The following is a 19,580-nucleotide window of genomic DNA, read 5'->3' as shown; positions in this document are numbered from 1 at the left end:
TTCAGGTGAAGGCGTCCGGCATGGAATCCTTGCGCTTCTGGATATAGGCCAGAAGAGCCTCGTCGATGGCCGGATCGAGCGGCGGCGCTTCGTAATGATCGAGCCAGGAGCGGCAAAGTGCGTTGGCGCGCTGCTCGATGCGCTTCTGGCCTTCAATCTCCCACTGCTCGAAGGAGTTGTTGTCGGCGAGCGGCGAGCGATAGAAGGCGGACTGGAAATTCGCCTGCGTGTGGCCGCAGCCCAGATAATGGCTTCCCGGGCCGACTTCGCGGATGGCATCCAGTGCCTGGCCATTGTCGGAGAGATCGATACCTTCAGCCATCTTCTGCATCATGCCGAGCTGGTCCTGGTCGATCATGAACTTCTCATAGGAGGAGACGAGCCCCCCTTCGAGCCAGCCGGCCGCATGAAGCACGAAATTCGTGCCCGCCAGCAGCGTCATGTTCAAAGTATTGGCGGATTCATGCGCGGCCTGTGCATCCGGCACCTTCGACGCGCAGAGCGAACCGCCGGTACGGAACGGCAGGCCGAGACGGCGGGCAAGCTGCGCTGCACCGTAAGAAACAAGCGACGGCTCCGGCGTGCCGAAGGTCGGCGCGCCCGACTGCATCGAGATGGATGCGGCGAAGGTGCCGAACAGAACCGGCGAGCCCTTGCGGATCAGCTGCGTGAAGGAAGCTCCGGCCAGCACTTCGGCCAGAATCTGCGTCAGCGTGCCCGCGACCGTCACCGGGCTCATCGCGCCCGAGAGAATGAAGGGCGAAACGACCGAAGCCTGATTGTGCCGCGCATAGACCTTCAAGGCGCCAAGCATGGTCTCGTCGAACACCATCGGCGAATTGGCGTTGATGAGGTTCAGGGTTACGCAATTATTCTCGACGAAATCGTCGCCGAACACGATCTTTGCCATAGCGATGGTGTCTTCGGCACGCTCCGGTGCCGTGACCGAGCCCATGAACGGCTTGTCGGAATATTTGATATGGCTGTAGACCATATCGAGATGGCGCTTGTTGACCGGGATATCCACCGGCTCGCAGACCGTGCCGCCGGACGAATGCATCGACGGCGCCATATAGGCGAGCTTCACGAAATTGCGGAAATCTTCGATCGTCGCATAGCGGCGGTTGCCCTCGAGATCGCGCACGAAGGGCGGGCCGTAGACGGGCGCGAAGATCGTCGCCTTGCCGCCGACATGAGCGTTGCGGGCGCTGTTGCGCGCATGCCAGGTAAATTCCTTCGGCGCGGTCTTCAGAAGTTCGCGGCAAAGTCCCTTCGGAAAATGCACGCGCTGCCCGCGTACGTCGGCACCGGCGTCCTTCCAGAGCGCCAGAGCTTCCGCATCATCGCGAAACTCGATGCCGATTTCCTCCAGAACCCTGTCGGCATTGCGTTCGATGAGCTGCAGGCCCTCTTCGTCAAGCACTTCATAGACGCCGATCTTACGGGTGATATAGGGGAGCGAAGGACCCGGCCCGCCGCCGCTGCGCGAAGCGCGCCGCGCTGCCGCACCCCTGCCCTCGCTGCGCGAACGCCGTCCGCCGCCGTCATTGCCTGCAGCCGGTTGCTCAATCATATCGTCCATGATGTTTCCTCACTCCTGCGCATGAATGCGTCTATCAGGCTCCATGCTACCTGATTCCGACAAGCGGACGTTCCTTAATGCGCCAGCAATTAGCATAGGACAGACATCGGCTGACAATATCAACTGTTCTTCGTCCGTCGCGATTGTTCCGTGCGACGTCGCATTCAAAAAGAGTTTTGGCGGCCTTCCGGTCTATCCGTAATGGCGGCAGTGTTTTATACAAGTCTCTGATGCTGCACGAAAATGGGATGGAGCGCATGTCTGACGACGAAATCATTCTCTCGGAACTTTCTGATGAAGAGCTCGTGCAGCAGATGCATGACGATCTGTATGACGGTTTGAAGGAAGAAATCGAGGAAGCGACCAATATCCTCCTCGAACGCGGCTGGGCTCCTTACGATGTCCTGACCCAGGCGCTGGTCGAGGGCATGCGCATCGTCGGCATCGATTTCCGCGACGGCATTCTCTTCGTTCCGGAAGTGCTGCTTTCGGCCAATGCGATGAAGGCAGGCATGGCGATCCTGCGGCCGCTGCTGGCACAGACCGGCGCCCCCAAGCTCGGCAAGATGGTGATCGGCACCGTCAAGGGCGACATTCACGACATCGGCAAGAACCTCGTCGGCATGATGATGGAAGGTGCCGGTTTCGACGTCATCGACCTGGGGATCAACAACCCGGTCGAAAACTATCTTGACGCCATCGAACGCGAACAGCCTGACATTCTCGGCATGTCGGCGCTGCTGACGACCACCATGCCCTACATGAAGGTCGTGATTGATACGCTGAAGGAAAAGGGCCTGCGCGACGACTATGTCGTGCTGGTCGGCGGCGCACCGCTGAACGAGGAATTCGGCAAGGCCGTCGGTGCCGACGCCTATTGCCGCGACGCAGCCGTGGCGGTCGAAACCGCCAAGGAATTCATGAAGCGCAAGCACAACAGCCTGGCTGCCGGCGCCTGATCGCTTTATTTCTCCGAGCCGGCGACGAAAAGGTTGTCGCCGGCCCGTGGACATCCCAAATGAGTTACTGAGCAGCCTTCTTGACGGTATGACCGGCGTCTTCCGTCGCATTGACGGCGTTTGCCGTATCCCTGCCCATGCCACGAATGGTGTTGGAGCACGAAGCAAGCACCATAAGCACGGCGAAGGCAGCGGCGATTTTGCTTGTTGTCGATACGGTCATCATCAGGAGCCCCTTTGAATGGATGTTGATCGGCAAGATTCGGAGAAAAACCCTCCGCGCGATAAACGCGCCGCAACTCAAAAAGTTCATGTGATCGCGTGCGGCGCAATCGCGCGCGAAATACTGGCGATCGTCAGAATAAACAGCCTCGACCACATCGACCTGCACTGTCTTCCCGCAATCTACCATTCCTATCCGCAGAGGATCGCGCCGGCGCTGGAACAGGCGATCGTCGATGCCCGCTCGCGCGGGTTCGACAAGATCTTCATCGGTTATGCAGATTGCGGCACCGGCGGCGATATCGACAGGATTTGCGAGCGCGAGGGGATAGAACGCCTGTCCGGCCCGCACTGTTACTCCTTCTTTACCGGCAACGAAGCTTTCGCGGCGCGTGAGGATGATATCACCTCGTTTTTCCTCACCGACTTTCTGGCCCGCCAGTTCGAATCCTTCGTCGTCGTCCCACTGGGTCTGGATCGTCATCCCGAGCTGCGCGATATGTATTTCGGCAACTATCGCAAGGTCGTCTACCTTTCGCAGGAAGAGGATCCCGCCTTGCAGGCGAAGGCGAAGGAAGCCGCCGCCTATCTCGGCCTTGACTATGAATATCGCTTCACCGGCTACGGCGACCTTGCCCGCGAACTGTCGGTCGTCTGATTGCGGCGCCCTGTCGTTTCTCGCCCGCTGCTGCTTTGTCGCCACCGACATGCTGGACGAGTGAGGCACATTCAATCACAGTTCGAACCCGGTAATTTCAAAGGAAAATGCCCGTTAGGAACGCTTGCGGACAAGCTTTTCATGCGGCGTCGCTTTTCGGCATGTGCCGCGTCGTGGCGAGCGCAGTCCAATGGTCTGCCGGCGTGCATTCTGGCGTGAAGAGGAGATTTGTGCATGGCAGATCGCATTGTCGTCTACTGGCGGGACATTCCGGCCCAGGTGATTATCAAGAAGGGCAGGCAGACGGCAAAACGTGAGCTTTCGCTACGCTTTACCGAAGCAATAGACATGTGCGCCATGCGCACCGGCGCCGCCGAAACCGACGACTACCTGGCCGAATGGCGCAAGGCGGATCCCGTGCCGGTCTCCGACGATCTCGAAGCCGAGGCGGACAAGGCGGCGAGCGAATTCGAGGCCGCCTATGATCGCGAGCGGCTGGTGGCACTGGTGAAATCCGGAGGCCGCGACAATGGCTGATGCCGTTCAGAAGCCCGGCAATGCCGCCGCGGGCGCAAAGGCGGCCAGCGGCGCCTATACCCCAGCCGGCGTCTCGCCCAACCGCCGCGCCCGACGCAAATATACCGTTCGACTCTGGGCCGTCCGTCATTCGCGCTTCTTGGAATGGTTCTACCGTCGTTTCGCCGACGCTTTCCTGCTGCTTCATCCGCTGTGGAAGGCACTCGGCTATGACCGGGTGGAGCGCCCGATCACCTTCATCGAACGCAATGTGAAGGGCTTCCTGTTCGATTGCCGCATGTGCGGCCAGTGCGCTCTGTCGTCGACGGGCATGTCCTGCCCGATGAACTGTCCCAAGCAGCTGCGCAACGGTCCGTGCGGCGGCGTTCGCGCCAATGGCAATTGCGAAGTGGAGCCCGATATGCCTTGCGTCTGGGTGCAGGCCTGGAACGGTTCTAGGAACATGACCCACGGTGACGCGATCCTCAACGTGCAGAAGCCCGTGAACCAGTCGCTGCGCGAAACCTCCTCGTGGCTCCGCGTCACGGCTGAGGCCGCTGCATCCCGCGAAACGGCAAGCAAGGAAGCCTGAGCGATGGCGCATATCGATGAAAATCCGCTTGGTGCGCATCTGCCGCTCGATCCCCTGCCCGGCCACTCCTCGCTCGGGCGGCTGGAACGCGTGCTTCGCCGCGGCGAGTTTGCCGTCACCGCCGAACTGAACCCGCCCGACAGTGCCAATCCGGAAGACGTCTACGAACGTGCTGCGATCTTTGATGGCTGGGTAGATGGCATCAATGCCGTCGATGCTTCCGGTGCCAACTGTCATATGTCGTCGGTCGGGATCTGCGCGCTGCTGACGCGGATGGGCTATGCGCCCATCATGCAGATCGCCTGCCGCGACAAGAACCGTATCGCCATCCAAGGCGACGTGCTGGGTGCGTCGGCCATGGGCGTGCAGAATATCATGTGCCTGACCGGTGACGGCGTGCAGGCCGGCGACCAGCCCGGCGCCAAGCCGGTCTTCGATCTCGATTGCATGTCGCTGCTCGAAACCGTACGCATTATGCGCGACAACGCCAAATTCCTTTCCGGCCGCAAGCTGACGTCGCCGCCGAAGGTCTTTCTCGGCGCCGCCATCAATCCCTTCGCGCCGCCCTACGACTTCCGCCCCTATCGGCTGGCAAAGAAGATCGAGGCCGGGGCGCAGTTCGTCCAGAGCCAGTATTGCTACGACGTGCCGATGTTCCGCGAATACATGAAGAAGGTGCGCGATCTCGGCCTCCACGAAAAATGCTTCATTCTCGTCGGCGTCGGCCCGCTCGCCTCGGCAAAGACCGCCCGCTGGATGCGCTCCAACGTACCGGGCGTCCATATTCCCGATGAGGTCATCAAGCGCATCGAGGGTGCACAGGATCAGAAGAAGGAAGGCAAGCAGCTCTGCATCGACATCATCAACGAGGTGAAGGAGATCGAGGGCGTTTCCGGCATTCACGTCATGGCCTATCGCCAGGAAGAATATGTCGCCGAAATGGTGCATGATTCCGGCGTTCTGAAGGGCCGCCAGCCTTGGAAACGCGAGGCGAGCCGCACCGATGCTCTCGTCGCCGAGCGGCTGCACCAGATCAGCGAAGGCAGAGAAGAAAACCAGCAGGCAATGGCGGAGATCGCCGCACATCATACGCCGCCGCAGGCACATTGAATTCGAGACGATAGCAGCAGGCCAGGAGAGGAACCGGCCGGCTTGTAACCCAGATCACCGCACGATAGACCAGCTATCGGGCCAACTGACCAGAGGATCAGATATGACGCGTACCATCGTTGCCTCCGCCACCCGCGAGATCATCATAGGCTTCGACCAGCCCTTCTGCGTGATCGGCGAGCGCATCAACCCGACGGGGCGCAAGAAGCTCGCTGCAGAGATGATCGAAGGCAATTTCGACACCGTCATCAAGGACGCGCTGGAACAGGTCGCCGCCGGTGCGACCATGCTCGACGTCAATGCGGGCGTCACCTCGGTCAACCCGAACGAGACCGAACCGGGCCTACTGGTACAGACGCTTGAAATCGTGCAGGGTCTGGTCGACGTCCCCCTTTCGATCGACAGCTCGGTCACGGCGGCGATCGAGGCTGCCCTCAAGGTTGCCAAGGGCCGGCCGTTGGTCAATTCGGTCACGGGCGAAGAGGAAAAGCTCGAAGCCATTCTGCCGCTGGTCAAGAAATACGATGTGCCCGTCGTCGCCATCTCGAACGATGAGACCGGTATTTCCATGGACCCGGACGTCCGTTTCGCGGTTGCAAAGAAGATTGTTGAGCGCGCCATGGATCACGGCATCAAGCCTGAGGACATCGTCGTCGACCCGCTCGTCATGCCGATCGGGGCGTTGGGCGATGCAGGCCGTCAGGTTTTCGCGCTGCTGTACCGCCTGCGCAATGAACTCAAGGTCAACACGACCTGCGGCCTTTCCAACATCTCCTTCGGCCTGCCGCATCGCCACGGCATCAATGCGGGCTTCATCCCGATGGTCATCGGCGCGGGCATGACCTCCGCCATCATGAATCCCTGCCGCCCGCAGGAAATGGAAGCCGTGCGCGCCGCCAACGTGCTGAATGGCACGGATGCCAATTGCACCAACTGGATCATGACCTATCGTGACTACAAGCCGGCCGAAGGCGGCGTTGCAGCTGCCGCAGCCACGGCAGCCCCTGCCGCCGGCGGCGGACGCCGTGGCGGTCGGGCAGCGCGCGCCGGTGCGGGAGCAGCGAGGGAATAAGATGGCATCCGGTCGCGGCCTATCCAACGATCTTGCCACGCTTTGGCTGCAGGCGCCCGTCGTGATCGCCATACGGCTGCAGCAGATGTGGATGGACGCGCTGTCCGGCAGCGTGAACGCCGCCGAAATGAACCGGATGATCTCGGAGAAGATGATGGCTGCAGCGGAAAGCGCCGTTGCCGTCAACGCAGCAATGGTGCAACAGGGTTTCGCGGCTCTGACGGCCGCAGGCGAGACAAGCCAGCGCAGCATCGCCGATGCGGTCGCCCACGCCGCGATAAAACCCTATAGCAAGCGCGTTCGCTCGAACGTGCGCCGTCTTAGCAAATAGAAAGGCTGATCCGTGGCCGACGCCAGCGACAGCGCCAAACCTCTCGTCCTTTTCATGCCATCCGGCAAGCGCGGCCACTTCCCCGTGGGAACGCCCGTACTGGAGGCAGCCCGTCAGCTCGGCGTCTATGTCGAAAGCGTCTGTGGCGGCCGGGCCACCTGCGGTCGCTGCCAGGTCTCCGTGCAGGAAGGCAATTTCGCCAAGCACAAGATCGTCTCGGCCAATGACCATCTTTCGCCAATCGGGCCGAAGGAAAAGCGCTATGCCGAGGTGCGCGAACTGCCTGAAGGACGCCGCCTCTCCTGCTCCGCGCTGATCCAGGGCGATCTGGTCATCGACGTGCCGCAGGATACCGTCATCAACGCGCAGGTCGTGCGAAAAGCAGCCGACGAACGCGTCATTGCCCGCGATGCGGCCGTGCACATGTGCTACGTCGAGGTCGAGGAGCCCGATATGCACAAGCCGCTTGGCGATCTGGATCGCCTGAAGGCGGCAATCGCGGCGGATTGGAAATACGATAATCTCGAAGTGGATTTCCACCTTATCCCGCAGGTGCAGTCGATCCTGCGCAAGGGCGAATGGAAGGTGACCGCCGCCATTCATCGTGATCAGGATAGCGAGCGCCCTCGCCTGATCGCGCTCTATCCCGGCCTGAAGAACGAAGCTTACGGCATTGCCTGCGATATCGGTTCGACGACGATCGCCATGCATCTGTCGTCACTGCTGTCGGGCAGAACCGTCGCGTCGGCTGGCGCCTCCAACCCGCAGATCCGCTTCGGCGAGGATCTGATGAGCCGCGTCTCCTATGTGATGATGAACCCGGACGGCCGCGAGGCGATGACCAACGCCGTTCGCGAAGCCTTGAACGGCTTGATTGACAAGGTCTGCGCCGATGGCGGCGTGTCGCGTCAGGATATTCTGAACGCCGTCTTCGTCGGCAACCCGATCATGCACCACCTGTTCCTCGGCATCGACCCGACCGAACTTGGTGGCGCACCCTTTGCGCTTGCCGTATCCGGCGCAGTACATCTGAAATCGGCCGACATCGGCCTGCCGATGAATGCCGGCACGCGCATCTACATGCTGCCCTGCATCGCCGGCCATGTCGGCGCCGATGCGGCTGCCGCAACACTCGCCGAAGGGCCGCATCGCCAGGATGAGATGATGCTGCTGGTCGACATCGGCACCAATGCCGAGATCGTGCTCGGCAACCGCCATCGTGTCGTCGCCGCCTCTTCGCCGACCGGACCCGCCTTCGAAGGCGCAGAGATTTCCAGCGGTCAGCGCGCTGCCCCAGGAGCGATCGAACGCGTGCGCATCGATCCCGTCACACTGGAGCCTCGCTACCGTGTCATCGGCATCGAACCGTGGTCGGACGAGCCAGGCTTCGAGGAAGCGGCCGCCAAGGTCGGCGTGACCGGCATCTGCGGCTCGGCGATCATCGAGGTCGTCGCCGAAATGTTCCTCACCGGCATCATCTCGAAAGATGGCGTGGTCGATGGCACTATGGCGGCGCGTTCGCCGCGCATCCTGCAGAATGGCCGCACCTACTCCTACCTGTTGCGCGATGGCGAACCGCGCATCACGGTTACGCAGAACGATATCCGCGCCATTCAGCTTGCCAAAGCCGCGCTTTATGCCGGCGTCAAGCTGTTGATGGATAAGCAGGGCATCGATCACGTCGACCGCATCGGCCTTGCCGGCGCCTTCGGCACTTTCATCGATCCGAAATATGCGATGGTGCTTGGGCTCATTCCCGACTGTGAACTCGACAAGGTCAAGGCCGTCGGCAATGCCGCCGGCACTGGCGCGCGCATGGCACTGCTCAATCGCGGCCATCGTCGCGAGATCGAAGAAACCGTCAGGAAAATCGAGAAGATAGAGACGGCGCTTGAATCAAAGTTTCAGGAACATTTCGTCTACGCCATGGCTTTGCCGAACAAGGTAGACAGCTTCCCGGAACTTTCGAAGGTCGTCACCCTGCCCGAGCGCAAGCAAATCTCCGACGATGGCGGAGAAGGCGGCGGCCGCAGGCGTCGCCGCAGCCGCGAATAGGAAATGGCTGGCCGCGTATCACGCGGCCATTTTGCGCCCGATCTCGACGAAGGCTTGGCGGATGCTGTCTGCCACCGCCTTCATCGGCCCGGTCATCTGCGATGCCGTCAGCAGGCGAATATCGAAAGGTGTCAGCTCCGGCAATCCCTCGTTCGGCCCAAGGATCTCCATATCTTCCGTGACGTAGGACCGTGGAAACGGCGCGATGGCGAGATCGGAAACCACGGCGGCGCGTTGCGCCATCGTATGGGCGCTGAGATAGGAGACGCGATAGGGCCGCTTCTGCCGTTCCAGCTGTGCCATCGCCTCCGATCGCCAGATGCAGCCTTCCTCCCAGATGGAAATCGGCAGTGGATCGCGGCGATAGGCCGTGCCGCACTTGGCGCCGGCCCAGACGAGACGCTCCGTATAGATCACCTCACCCTCGGTCGGGAAAGGCCGCGTCGCGCAATTGATCAGCGCGAGATCCAGCCGCTGCTCCTCGATCCGCTTCTTGAGCTGGATGCTCATATCGACGACGACATCCACCATGATGCCCGGATAGCTCTCTGAAAAACTCCTGAGAATCGTCGGCAGCAGGCGCTCGCCGATATCGTCGGGAGCGCCAAGCCGTACCACACCACTGAGTTCAGGCATGATGAAGCGCGAGACAGCCTCGTTGGAGAGCGCCAGAATATTGCGCGCATAAGAAAGCAGCATCTCGCCGTGCTGCGTCAGGCTGACCGAGCGCGCATCGCGCAGGAACAGCGTCACGCCGAGTTGCTCTTCCAGTTTCTTGATCTGCATGGAAACGGCCGACGGCGTGCGAAAGACAGCATCGGCGGCAGTCGAAAAATTACCCGTTTCGGCGATCGCGACAAAGGTACGCAGAACTTCATTGTCAAGCAACGGTATGGGCCGGCGGAACGGTACGGTCATATCGATTACCTTTCAATTTTTCTGATCCTAAGCACCATATCATTTCATTTGTCTGAATGTCAACGAAGCACCATATTAGACCTAATGGAAATTCGTCGCAGACAGCCCAAAGGAGTAAAATCATGGCTGGCACGGTATCAAACGAAGCCTCACGGCTGTTCTCTCTGTTACGCCTTCGCAAAATACAGCGCATGGCACAGCATACGCTAGACGAGATTGCCACCAGGTTCCCCGCTCATCTGATCGATGATGTCAATGCACGCGGCCTTCCGCCGGATCGCACATTATCAGCGCTGGAGCGAAAACCCGGCAGGCTGCGTTCGTTCAAGAATACTAATGGCAGCTATAAGATCTATTCGTTTGATTGATGGATCTGCCGAGCCCATATTAAACCCGTGACATTTTGAGCGGTTGACACTGAAAGGACCCTGAAAATGACGACCATCAGTTATAGACACACCGGCACGCGGAACCCATTTCCGTCAAGCGGAAGTTACATGCCCTTCTTTTCCCGTCTTGCAAATCGCTGGCAGCAGTGGCGCTCCCTTCGTGAGCTGGAATCTCTGTCCGATGATATGCGCAAGGACTTGGGTTGGCCGGCCGCAAACGAAGTCAAGAAGCCGAAAGCCACCCGATGAGAATCAAAGAGCATAACGACTGAAGGCGACGCTCAACCCGAACGAGCGTCGCCTTTTGAACATTTGCGCATCCAGATGCGAACCGCGCTTTAATCTTGAGAATTACCCGCAAATATATTTTGCCGCTTGAGCATATCGCTCGGCTCCGCTTCGCTTCCCTCCTGTAGCCCCCTATTTTTCATGGTAGACGCAAATATCCCTTTGCGGCCGCGATTATCCATGCCAATGTCGCTTATAGACCATCGGACCGACGTATTTGACGCAAGGAATACGTAACGGCCCTGGAGCATGGATTTTCACGACATGAGCAAGACCCCGATCAAGACGCGTTCCCTGGTTTTCTTCCTCGTCCCGCATTTCACCATGCTGCCGTTTTCCGCCGCGATCGAGACGCTGCGGATTGCCAATCGCATGCTGGGCTATCCCGCCTACACATGGCGACTTGCCTCGACGGATGGTCAGAAAGTCTATTCCTCCAGCGGCATCGGATTGGAGGTCAATTCCTCCCTCACGGACGAGCGCCGCTATCTCGGCGGCGAGAACCGCCCGAACATGGTACTGGTCTGTTCCGGCATCTATGTCGAAGAGTTCCACAACAAGTCCGTCAACGCCTGGCTGCGCGAGACGTACAATCGCGGCGTCGCCGTCGGCAGCCTCTGTACGGGCGCGCATGTGCTTGCCCAGGCGGGTCTGTTGAACGGCAAGCGCTGTGCGATCCACTGGGAGAACCTGCCAGGCTTTTCGGAAACTTTTCCGCAGGCGGAAGTCTATGCCGATCTCTACGAGGTCGACAGCAATCTCTATACCTGCGCTGGCGGCACCGCCTCGCTCGATATGATGCTGAACCTGATCGGTCAGGACTTCGGCGAAAACCTTGTCAATCGCGTCTGCGAACAGCAGCTGACCGATCGCGTGCGCAGCCCGCACGATCGCCAGCGCCTGCCGCTGCGCGCGCGTCTCGGCGTGCAGAATTCGAAGGTGCTGTCGATCATCGAGCTGATGGAAAGCAATCTCGCCGAGCCGCTGTCGCTTCTGGAAATCGCCGACGATGCCGGCCTGTCGCGCCGCCAGATCGAGCGCCTGTTCCGCCAGGAAATGGGCCGCTCTCCAGCCCGTTACTATCTTGAAATTCGCCTGGATCGCGCCCGGCATCTGCTCGTGCAATCCTCCATGCCGGTCGTGGAGGTCGCTGTCGCCTGCGGCTTCGTCTCCGCCTCGCACTTCTCCAAGTGTTATCGCGAACTCTATAACCGCTCGCCCCAGCAGGAGCGCGCCGAGCGCAAGCTGACCATGTCGACGAACCGCACGGGGATCGTCGTCTAAAAGGCCCGAGCAATCAAACTATGGCGGCGCAGCCTATTGCGCCGCCTCCTGAGCCATCTTGAAGTCGGAATAGACCTGATTGCGACCGTTGTGTTTCGCCATGTAGAGAAACTGGTCGGCGGCGTTGAGATAGTTGTCGAAGGCTTCGTATCCGGCGATCTCGGCAACACCGATGGAAACGGTCACCGACAATTCCTCGTCATCGGCATGGACCTTCAGATCCGCAAGACTGAGGCGGACCTCGTCGCAAAGCGCGGTCGCCGCGCGTGAGTTCATTTCGGTAAAGAGAATGGCGAACTCCTCGCCGCCGAGACGGGAGAGCAGGTTGTCGCTGCCTTCAAAAAGCGCACCAAGCCTGCCGGCAACGGCCTTCAACACCTGATCGCCGATCTCGTGACCGTAGGTATCATTGAGATTCTTGAAATGATCGATATCGAGGATGGCGACCGAACTCGGACGCTGCCGGCGCAGGCATTCATTTACGAGACGTGGACCGTGGTCGTAGAAGTAACGCCTGTTATAAAGACCCGTCAGATAATCGCTTGCCGCCGCGGCGCGCAATTGCTTCAGCTGCGCCAAAGTCTCGACGTTCAACGCTATACGGCATTGCAGTTCCTCTGGAACGAAGGGGCGATAGATGAAGTCGCTCGCACCGGCCTTCAAGAAGGTCGCGGACAACAATCGGTCATTCGACGACGAAATGCCGATGATCCGCATCCGGTCCGAACCAAAACGGTGGCGGATGCGGCGTGTCAGTTCGTGCCCATTCATATCGGGCATGTTGTAGTCGGTGACGACGACTTCGATATCGCCGAACTCCTCGAGCGCCGCCAAGGCTTCGATACCGGTACCGGCCTCGGTGACTTTGAATTGTTGGGCATATAGCAAATCCGTCAGCATCTTTCGGGCCGACGGCAGATCATCCACGACCAGAACGCGCGTCGATCGATTGGCAATGGCGCGCCGGACGGATGAGACCAGATTGTCGAGCGCAAACTCGCCGTCCTTGAGCACGTAATCGACGACGCTGCGCTCCATGATACGGTTGCGTGTCGCGACATCGAAAGAGGCTGTGAAAACGATAGTGGGAATATTGTGGGCGACCGCGACATCCAAAGCTTCGCCATGGGGGGCGTCGGGCAAATTGAGGTCGATCACAGCCATGGTGAAGCCATCACCGGCATTCATCAGCGCCTCATTCAATATTTTCAACGATGGGCAATGCGTGACCGCCAGGCCGAGCTCGGTCTCGAACCGATGTGAAAGCACGGCGGAAAACATACGGGAATCCTCCACCAGAAGTATCTTCCGGTGACCGTCGCGGTGGCCGCTGCCATCGCCCGGAGATCCCACATGCAGTACCATTTCCCTTCAATTCCTCCCACGCCATAGGCGCCTGAATCTCTGTCAATCGCAGGGTCTGCCAAACCGTTCCTCACTTCATCCTGAACAGGATTCGTGAAAAAATTGGAACCATAGATTGCGGAGATTTATACAAAAATGATTTTTCCTCACATTTTTTTTGCAGCCGACGCGCCCGTTGCTGCAGCGCCTACGCGGTTTCCTCGACTTTACGCGCAGTCTGGATTTGCAGCAGCGTATCGAGATTCTGATTCACGCGGCAGTAGAATTCCTCGTCGATGAATGGCCGCAGGATAAAGTCGTTGCCACCGGCCTTGAGGAAGCGTGCCGACAGCAGTCGGTTGCTGGACGATGAAACGCCGATGATGCGCAGCTGATGCGAGCCCGTGGTGGCGCGAATGCGCCGCGTCAGCTCGAAGCCGTCCATGTCGGGCATGTTATAGTCCGTGACCATAAGGCCGATATCCGGATTGGCTTTCAGGATGTCGAGGGCCTTGGCGCCGCTCTCGGCAACGCTGACACGGAAGTTATAACGCTTCAGGCGGCTGGACAGCAAAGCGCGCGCCGTAGCACTGTCATCGACGATCAGCACATGATGGCGGTGGTTGGTGAGAAAGCGGCAGATCGACTCCGCCAGCATGTCGACCGCAAACACATTGTCCTTGAGAATGTAGTCGACGACATCCCTGGCGATCAGCTCGTCGCGCGTACCTTCCAGGAAGGTGCCGGTGAAAGCGATGGTCGGAATGCTGAGATCGACCAGATAAGCTAGGGCTTCGCCCTTCTCGGCTCCCGGCAGGTTCATATTCGAGATCGCCAGCTTGATCGGCTCGGACGACTTGTCATAGGCAAGCTGCAATTCCTCGAAGTTCCGACAAATCTCGACATCGATGTCCAGAAGCTCCTTGAGCCTGGCTCGGATCATCGCGGTAAATAGATTGGAATCCTCGACGAGAAGAATGCGCGAGCCGGCAAGAGACGCGCCGGAATATTGCATCCCCGAAACACCCAGAAATGGCATAATGAAAACCTGTTATTGAAAATGATCCCCTCTGTACTTTTCTAGTACAAAGCTTTTGCGGATTCATTAAGCCGACTGGTTTCCCATAGATGAAGAAAGATAGATGAAGAAAGGCGGGCATCCGCCGCGGACGCACGCGAATGTTCGGGCCCTTGGAACCGGTCGATAATCGTCAAGCATGAAGCATCGCGTGCCGCTGATCTCGGCTACAAGCCCCGGCCCGGCCCACCGACATACGGTATAAACCAGGTCGGAACCTGCTGCCCGGCTCATTCCGCTGCGGTTCTGCCGCGGCGACGGCCGGCACCCTTAACCTCGGAAGCATTCTCCTCGGACGGAGCAGCACCTTCCGCCGCATCGGCCTCCGGACCATTGGCGGAATCCGTCAATACGCTGGCCGCAATATCACCGTGCCGCTCTCTCCTGCCATCGCGTACGATATGCAGCTCCTGATGCGGATAGGGAATGGCAATCCCCTCTTCCTTGAACCGCTTCAGGATTTCGATGCGCAGATTGTTGCGGATCTCCATGCCGTCGGAAAGATCCGAGAGGTAGAAGCGCATCTCGAAATCGAGCGATGACGGACCGAAGCGCAGGAACTCCACGTGCGGTTCGGGATTTCTGAGAACCTTCGGGATCGCGCGCACCAGTTCCAGCAGAATATCCATGACCTTGCGCGGATCGGCATCGTAGCTGACGGATACCGGAATTTCCGAACGGCCGAGGCGGTTGCGATGCGTCCAGTTGCCGACGGAAGCGTTGATGAGTTCGGAATTCGGCACGATGATCGACTGTTTTCGAAAGGTCTCGATCTCCGTCGCGCGCACCGAGATGCGCTTGACGATGCCTTCCGAAGTACCCGACACGATCCAGTCACCGACCTTGAAAGGCCGTTCGACCAGAAGGATCAGGCCGGACACGAAGTTCGACACGATATTCTGCAGGCCGAAACCGATACCGACCGAAAGGGCACTCGCGACGAGCGCGAGGCTGGACAAATCGATGCCGGCAGCGGAAATGGCAAAGATGGCCGCCAAGGCTATGCCGAGATAGCCGATACCGGTCCTCACGGAGTTGCGGACGCCGAGATCCACCTGCCCGCGCGCCATGACATTGCTGTCGAGCCAGCGCTGGAACCAGCGCGTGACCAGATAGCCTCCGGCAAACAGCAGAATACCGACGAAGATGCCGAGCAGCGAGATCGACATGTTGCCGATCTTGATCTCGGTAAACAGCCGATAGGCGAAGACTTCCAGATCCTGGATATGGAAGCCCCAGGACAGCAGAATCAGCGGAATGCCCGTCAGCAGCGCGACGGCATAGGTCGCGAGCCCGGCAGCAAGGCCGGCCTGATCGAGCGCCACTTCGCGAAGCTTCAGCCGGTTTTCCAGAAAGCGGCCGATGATCGTTTCGGCAAAGACGCCCTGCTTCGACACGGCCTTGCCGAGCTGGAAGCCGAGATACATGGTCGCGATGACGGCGCTCGTCACGATCATCTGCGTTGCCATGAAGCGGGCGAGACCGACATAGCCGATGAACGAGATGAAGATCACCAATATGCCGAGAACACGGAGAATGATGGCCATGCCGTGCGGCCAATGCCGCCCAGGCGCATCCGGATCGCCATTCTTGGCCAGCATCGGCGAGCCGAACGAGGCGGCAATCAGAATGAGGCCGATCAACAGCGCCGCCAGGAAGCTCTTTGCCACTGTGACGACGACGGGCGAACCCATGGATTCGCTGATGCGGTCGAAGACGTAGTCCAAACCATTGACCACGGCCATTGCCTGCAGGCACCAGGCCAGCGAATGCGCGCCCTTGTTCGACAGCTTGACGAGGCGCCAGTGTGGCCGGAACGGCGCAAAGACGGCGTTGCTCAGGCGGCCGACGAAATAGACAAGCCCGATGAAACCGAAGACCGCCGCCAGAATCGGCGCGATATCCGGCCGCAGCACATTGAAATTCGAAAGGAAAAAGAACGACGTGACGAGAAATGCCGCCAGCGACAGCGTGCGGATCAGCGTCGACCAGAAGGCGACGGAGAGCCGGCTGATATAGGGCGGATTCTCGATGGCCTCGTCCTGCACATAATAGCGGCGGAACAGCCTGTAGCCACCGACAAGGAATAGCAGTGCCGCGCCGATCGAGAGACAAACGGCGGTGAGGAACGAAACAAGCTTGGCTTTCAGTACGAAGCCGATCCAGCTCGCCACGGCGCCGCTGAACTTGACGCCCTCATCGACGAGAGCCGCACCCGCGTCGTCGAATGTGGCACCGGAAATCTCCGTTCGCTTGAACAATGTCTCTGCGAACAGCCTTCGACGCATCTCCATGAGCTGCATGGAAAGTCGATTGGTCTCTGCAGTCAGATTATCGGCATCGAGGATCACGGCACTGATCTGCGCGCGCTCGGCATTGAGCCGGTCGCGCTCCTGCGCGACGATCGGTGCTTCCGGCGGCTGGCCCTCTTTGGGAGCGGCGCCCAGCTGGGCCAGGCGCGTATCGATCTCGGCGGTGCGGGGTTTCAGGCGCGCTGAAATTGCAGTGACGGAGCGATTGAGATCGTCGACACGGCCTGACAGCGCCACCAGCGTCTCGTCATCGCTACCCGATTGCTTTGCGCTCTCCTGGAGGGTGTCGTATGTCTTCTTTACCTTGTTGAGATCGGCAACGGCCGCATCCAGCAACCCGTTTGCAAGCTGTGTGGGCTGTTGCTGGTCCGTTTGTTGCGGCTGCTGGGCCGGCTGTTGATCCTGCGCAAAAGCATAGCCGCCAGCCTGTGGAAGGGTGGCAGTAACGGCTCCCAATCCCAATAGCAAAAGGGGCAGCAGAAAAAGACGGCATTTCAGCGGGCGCAAGCAAAGCTCCTCGTCGCACGTAACTCGCAGGCAGCGGATGACCGAATCGCCGAAGAAAATCGAGAACCGAGTCTTCCTGAAGTGTGATTGCGAATTTCATAGTCTTTACGCGTACGCCTTGTAAGACAAAGAAAGGCGACACAAAGGCATTCCACGCCTTTATCCCATCCAGAATAGCGCCAGAAGCCGGATATTGCCCGCCTCATCACGAAGACAACGTGTCGGACTGCTCATGCCTGTCCGCAAATAGGCCAGGTAAATGCCTTGGCAATGGGGCGTCCATGGCCGTCTGCTCCAGGATATCAGGATAAAAGCCACCCCTTCGACAGGCCGGGATCGGCGAGCCGACTTGCTTAAGCCAGGCAGAGAAACGTTAGCCGGCCTTGCACTGCGGATGAAAACGTTCCGCCATGTTTTCGGCTGCGGCATAGGCCTGGGTCACGATCTCCGGCACCAGATCGATATCGGGGAGGCTTCCAAGCCCCAAGGGACCGATGGCGAAAAGCCCTTCCGTCGTGCGGCCATTGACCTCGAGCGCACCACTCGCCTCGACGGCCAGACCGAGGCCGAGTTCGTCGGGTACCGCAAGGCCGGCGTCGATCAGGCTGCGCAGCAACGGCGCATTCAGATCGGGCGCCTGGCATCGACAGTCGATGACGTCATCGGCGTAGAGCTGCTCGGGTTCCGATCGGCCCGCGGGTCTCAAAACCATCCCGGTCGGCGTCCGCCGGATGAAATGACCTCGCTGCAGCAAGGTATTCCCCTCGGCCAGCTCCTGCTTCAGGCGGACGTGCAGCGCTTCGGGCAGTCGGTTACGATGACTGTCGTAGAGTGCCCGCAGATGACGGTTGAACTGTTGCTTCTGACCGGCGGGCAAGGACCGCCAGAGCGATCGCGCATGCTTGCGCAAGCCATTCATGACAGCCTGCCAGCTTTGGCCGCTTGCCTCCGCCTCCTCGCAGGCCTGACGGATAAAGCGAACGATCTCGCTGAGATTGCCAGGCATCTTATCGGCAGGGAAGACCGGATCGGCATTGTTGCGTGTGTGGCTTTGCGGCAGGAAGCCCCGCCTTGAAACGATGGTGATCTGCCCGGCATAGCCATTGTCGCGCATCTGCAGCAGCCGGTCGACGACGCGCAGGCCGCTGCCGAGCAGGATCGTATGCGGGCGTGAAACCAAGCGCCGCGCCCGCACTGTCGTCGGGGTATTCACGAGATCGCTGGCCTGCGATTCCTGATCGGTGATGCCGTAGCCGGTCGCCACTACCACCATGTCGAACGGCGCATTGACGGCACCATCGCTTTCCACCACGAAGCGGCCGCCGCGAACGCGGCGAAGCCCGAAGACCGTCTCGCTGCTGACCTGTACCGTAACATCGCGACGGGATGAGAAGGCCTCGGAAAAACGCTGATAGACGTAGTCGCTAAAAATGCTCTTCGGCACAAAGATCTGCAGAAAACTGGGTATGGCGGCAGGAACGGCGCTGCGAAACGGCGCATTGCTGCAAAGCCATTGATTGAAATCATCGGGATCGCCGGCCGAAACCGAAAGATCGCGAACGCGGCTGTTGAGAATCTCGCTGCTATGGCCCGAGGCCAGCGCCTGACCGCCGCTGACGCGGGAATTGGGATCGAAAAGCTGCAGATGGAACGGAAAACGCACTGTCTTCATCAGGGCGATCGCCATCATCATGCCGGAAAAGCCGCGCCCGATAACGGCAATGCGCGGCATCACGTAAGACTGTGCCGCCGCGTTCGTCCTGGCGGAAAAAAATCCCTGAACCGTCATATCAACTCCTGGGGCGAGAGGTGGTCGATCATGCCTTTCCTGGGGCTTGCTCACTTTACGGGCTCAGAAACTCAAACTCCGATATCTGGTGCTCGGCAGCCGAAAAACAGTGGCTGACAAAACGCACGGAAGCCGTTTCAGTTATCAAAACTCGGCGCATCCTCTCAATTGGATATCTCGTCCGCTGAGAGATGCGACAGGCAGGTCCAACTCTGATCTGAGATCAGATGCCTGCAATCGGCCGCCTATTGCTTCTCGGAAGCCGTCAAGGCGGCGGGATTATTGCCATTGTCTACTTATTTAGTCGTATATGAAAGCGCGAAAATGCGCCGCTAGCAAGTGCTTTCTTGTCCTGACAGGATCAGCCTGGCGATGTTGCGACGCGAAAACGCCGCGGGATTGGCTGTCTCCTTGTGGATGACCACCAGGTCAATCGGCGGAAAAGGAATAGCATTTCATAGCCCTGAAGCCCCATGTGGCATCGCTTTCGATAATGACGGACGGGAAGATGAAAGCTGCGAAGCTCGCTGCCGCGCAACTGCATATCGACCGCTCGCTTACAATTTCTACATTT

18 protein-coding genes are annotated in these 19,580 nt (G+C 59.5%); 11 read left to right on the top strand and 7 right to left on the bottom strand.

Annotated elements, in window-relative coordinates; all coding sequences use genetic code 11:
• Position 1: 1 nt before the first annotated feature.
• Positions 2-1,582 (bottom strand): trimethylamine methyltransferase family protein, encoded by a 1,581-nt coding sequence (locus tag DQ393_RS22655; RefSeq protein ID WP_112343960.1) that lies wholly within the window; start codon positions 1,580-1,582, stop codon positions 2-4.
• 257 nt (positions 1,583-1,839) lie between these two features.
• Between DQ393_RS22655 and DQ393_RS22650 the strand changes: the two genes are divergently transcribed.
• Positions 1,840-2,541: a corrinoid protein gene (locus tag DQ393_RS22650; RefSeq protein ID WP_069613213.1), complete on the top strand. Its 702-nt coding sequence runs from the start codon at positions 1,840-1,842 to the stop codon at positions 2,539-2,541.
• Between the two features lie 64 nt (positions 2,542-2,605).
• Here the strand turns inward: DQ393_RS22650 and DQ393_RS22645 are convergent, their stop codons facing one another.
• Complete coding sequence (locus DQ393_RS22645; RefSeq protein WP_015340221.1) at positions 2,606-2,767, bottom strand: entericidin A/B family lipoprotein; 162 nt, start codon at positions 2,765-2,767, stop codon at positions 2,606-2,608.
• A gap of 15 nt (positions 2,768-2,782) precedes the next feature.
• Here DQ393_RS22645 and DQ393_RS22640 point away from each other — a divergent pair, with 15 nt between their 5' ends.
• The 7 genes from DQ393_RS22640 (at position 2,783) to DQ393_RS22610 (ending at position 9,097) form a co-directional block, all read left to right on the top strand.
• A complete protein-coding gene (locus tag DQ393_RS22640) occupies positions 2,783-3,421 on the top strand; it encodes a DUF1638 domain-containing protein (RefSeq protein WP_112343959.1) in 639 nt (212 codons plus the stop codon).
• Between the two features lie 234 nt (positions 3,422-3,655).
• Positions 3,656-3,958 carry a virulence factor gene (locus tag DQ393_RS22635; protein WP_112343958.1) on the top strand — a complete coding sequence of 101 codons (303 nt, stop codon included), beginning with the start codon at positions 3,656-3,658 and terminating at the stop codon, positions 3,956-3,958.
• Positions 3,951-4,529 (top strand): methylenetetrahydrofolate reductase C-terminal domain-containing protein, encoded by a 579-nt coding sequence (locus DQ393_RS22630; protein ID WP_112343957.1) that lies wholly within the window; start codon positions 3,951-3,953, stop codon positions 4,527-4,529. The genes DQ393_RS22635 and DQ393_RS22630 overlap by 8 nt, the downstream gene beginning before the upstream one ends.
• Before the next feature lie 3 nt (positions 4,530-4,532).
• Positions 4,533-5,639 (top strand): methylenetetrahydrofolate reductase, encoded by a 1,107-nt coding sequence (locus DQ393_RS22625; RefSeq protein ID WP_112343956.1) that lies wholly within the window; start codon positions 4,533-4,535, stop codon positions 5,637-5,639.
• Positions 5,640-5,742: 103 nt separating this feature from the next.
• Complete coding sequence (locus tag DQ393_RS22620; RefSeq protein ID WP_112343955.1) at positions 5,743-6,711, top strand: methyltetrahydrofolate cobalamin methyltransferase; 969 nt, start codon at positions 5,743-5,745, stop codon at positions 6,709-6,711.
• 1 nt (position 6,712) lies between these two features.
• On the top strand, positions 6,713-7,042 hold the full coding sequence (locus tag DQ393_RS22615; protein WP_112343954.1) for a hypothetical protein: 330 nt from the start codon (positions 6,713-6,715) through the stop codon (positions 7,040-7,042).
• A 54-nt stretch (positions 7,043-7,096) separates the two neighbouring features.
• Positions 7,097-9,097 carry an ASKHA domain-containing protein gene (locus DQ393_RS22610; RefSeq protein WP_112344063.1) on the top strand — a complete coding sequence of 667 codons (2,001 nt, stop codon included), beginning with the start codon at positions 7,097-7,099 and terminating at the stop codon, positions 9,095-9,097.
• An 18-nt stretch (positions 9,098-9,115) separates the two neighbouring features.
• On the opposite strand, the gene DQ393_RS22605 is transcribed toward DQ393_RS22610, so the two are convergent.
• Complete coding sequence (locus DQ393_RS22605; RefSeq protein WP_112343953.1) at positions 9,116-10,015, bottom strand: LysR family transcriptional regulator; 900 nt, start codon at positions 10,013-10,015, stop codon at positions 9,116-9,118.
• A 122-nt stretch (positions 10,016-10,137) separates the two neighbouring features.
• Between DQ393_RS22605 and DQ393_RS22600 the strand changes: the two genes are divergently transcribed.
• The 3 genes from DQ393_RS22600 to DQ393_RS22585 all read left to right on the top strand — a co-directional run bounded on the left by DQ393_RS22600 (position 10,138) and on the right by DQ393_RS22585 (position 11,976).
• Complete coding sequence (locus tag DQ393_RS22600) at positions 10,138-10,383, top strand: hypothetical protein (protein ID WP_112343952.1); 246 nt, start codon at positions 10,138-10,140, stop codon at positions 10,381-10,383.
• A gap of 66 nt (positions 10,384-10,449) precedes the next feature.
• Positions 10,450-10,653, top strand: a complete 204-nt coding sequence (locus tag DQ393_RS33885) for a DUF1127 domain-containing protein (protein ID WP_112343951.1) — start codon at positions 10,450-10,452, stop codon at positions 10,651-10,653.
• A 303-nt stretch (positions 10,654-10,956) separates the two neighbouring features.
• Complete coding sequence (locus DQ393_RS22585; RefSeq protein ID WP_348627044.1) at positions 10,957-11,976, top strand: GlxA family transcriptional regulator; 1,020 nt, start codon at positions 10,957-10,959, stop codon at positions 11,974-11,976.
• A gap of 33 nt (positions 11,977-12,009) precedes the next feature.
• On the opposite strand, the gene DQ393_RS22580 is transcribed toward DQ393_RS22585, so the two are convergent.
• The 4 genes from DQ393_RS22580 to DQ393_RS22565 form a co-directional block, all read right to left on the bottom strand.
• Positions 12,010-13,341 carry a diguanylate cyclase gene (locus DQ393_RS22580; protein ID WP_112343949.1) on the bottom strand — a complete coding sequence of 444 codons (1,332 nt, stop codon included), beginning with the start codon at positions 13,339-13,341 and terminating at the stop codon, positions 12,010-12,012.
• Between the two features lie 187 nt (positions 13,342-13,528).
• Positions 13,529-14,359: a response regulator gene (locus tag DQ393_RS22575; RefSeq protein WP_112343948.1), complete on the bottom strand. Its 831-nt coding sequence runs from the start codon at positions 14,357-14,359 to the stop codon at positions 13,529-13,531.
• A gap of 269 nt (positions 14,360-14,628) precedes the next feature.
• Positions 14,629-17,217 carry a mechanosensitive ion channel family protein gene (locus DQ393_RS22570; RefSeq protein ID WP_112343947.1) on the bottom strand — a complete coding sequence of 863 codons (2,589 nt, stop codon included), beginning with the start codon at positions 17,215-17,217 and terminating at the stop codon, positions 14,629-14,631.
• Positions 17,218-17,590: 373 nt separating this feature from the next.
• A complete protein-coding gene (locus DQ393_RS22565; protein WP_112343946.1) occupies positions 17,591-19,006 on the bottom strand; it encodes an FAD/NAD(P)-binding protein in 1,416 nt (471 codons plus the stop codon).
• Positions 19,007-19,580 lie beyond the last annotated feature (574 nt).

Source organism: Martinezella tropici (assembly GCF_003287875.1).
In the GTDB taxonomy this organism is placed as follows: Bacteria; Pseudomonadota; Alphaproteobacteria; order Rhizobiales; family Rhizobiaceae; genus Rhizobium; species Rhizobium tropici_C.
Note: the sequence above shows the minus strand (reverse complement) of the source record. Positions and strands in the feature narration are given on the sequence as shown.

Bases quoted from the DNA above. Each gene is read 5' to 3' on its own strand.
- DQ393_RS22655 (WP_112343960.1), bottom strand. From the start codon at position 1,582: ATGGACGATATGATTGAGCAACCGGCTGCAGGCAATGACGGCGGCGGA.
- DQ393_RS22650 (WP_069613213.1), top strand. From the start codon at position 1,840: ATGTCTGACGACGAAATCATTCTCTCGGAACTTTCTGATGAAGAGCTC.
- DQ393_RS22645 (WP_015340221.1), bottom strand. From the start codon at position 2,767: ATGATGACCGTATCGACAACAAGCAAAATCGCCGCTGCCTTCGCCGTG.
- DQ393_RS22640 (WP_112343959.1), top strand. From the start codon at position 2,783: ATGGATGTTGATCGGCAAGATTCGGAGAAAAACCCTCCGCGCGATAAA.
- DQ393_RS22635 (WP_112343958.1), top strand. From the start codon at position 3,656: ATGGCAGATCGCATTGTCGTCTACTGGCGGGACATTCCGGCCCAGGTG.
- DQ393_RS22630 (WP_112343957.1), top strand. From the start codon at position 3,951: ATGGCTGATGCCGTTCAGAAGCCCGGCAATGCCGCCGCGGGCGCAAAG.
- DQ393_RS22625 (WP_112343956.1), top strand. From the start codon at position 4,533: ATGGCGCATATCGATGAAAATCCGCTTGGTGCGCATCTGCCGCTCGAT.
- DQ393_RS22620 (WP_112343955.1), top strand. From the start codon at position 5,743: ATGACGCGTACCATCGTTGCCTCCGCCACCCGCGAGATCATCATAGGC.
- DQ393_RS22615 (WP_112343954.1), top strand. From the start codon at position 6,713: ATGGCATCCGGTCGCGGCCTATCCAACGATCTTGCCACGCTTTGGCTG.
- DQ393_RS22610 (WP_112344063.1), top strand. From the start codon at position 7,097: ATGCCATCCGGCAAGCGCGGCCACTTCCCCGTGGGAACGCCCGTACTG.
- DQ393_RS22605 (WP_112343953.1), bottom strand. From the start codon at position 10,015: ATGACCGTACCGTTCCGCCGGCCCATACCGTTGCTTGACAATGAAGTT.
- DQ393_RS22600 (WP_112343952.1), top strand. From the start codon at position 10,138: ATGGCTGGCACGGTATCAAACGAAGCCTCACGGCTGTTCTCTCTGTTA.
- DQ393_RS33885 (WP_112343951.1), top strand. From the start codon at position 10,450: ATGACGACCATCAGTTATAGACACACCGGCACGCGGAACCCATTTCCG.
- DQ393_RS22585 (WP_348627044.1), top strand. From the start codon at position 10,957: ATGAGCAAGACCCCGATCAAGACGCGTTCCCTGGTTTTCTTCCTCGTC.
- DQ393_RS22580 (WP_112343949.1), bottom strand. From the start codon at position 13,341: ATGGTACTGCATGTGGGATCTCCGGGCGATGGCAGCGGCCACCGCGAC.
- DQ393_RS22575 (WP_112343948.1), bottom strand. From the start codon at position 14,359: ATGCCATTTCTGGGTGTTTCGGGGATGCAATATTCCGGCGCGTCTCTT.
- DQ393_RS22565 (WP_112343946.1), bottom strand. From the start codon at position 19,006: ATGACGGTTCAGGGATTTTTTTCCGCCAGGACGAACGCGGCGGCACAG.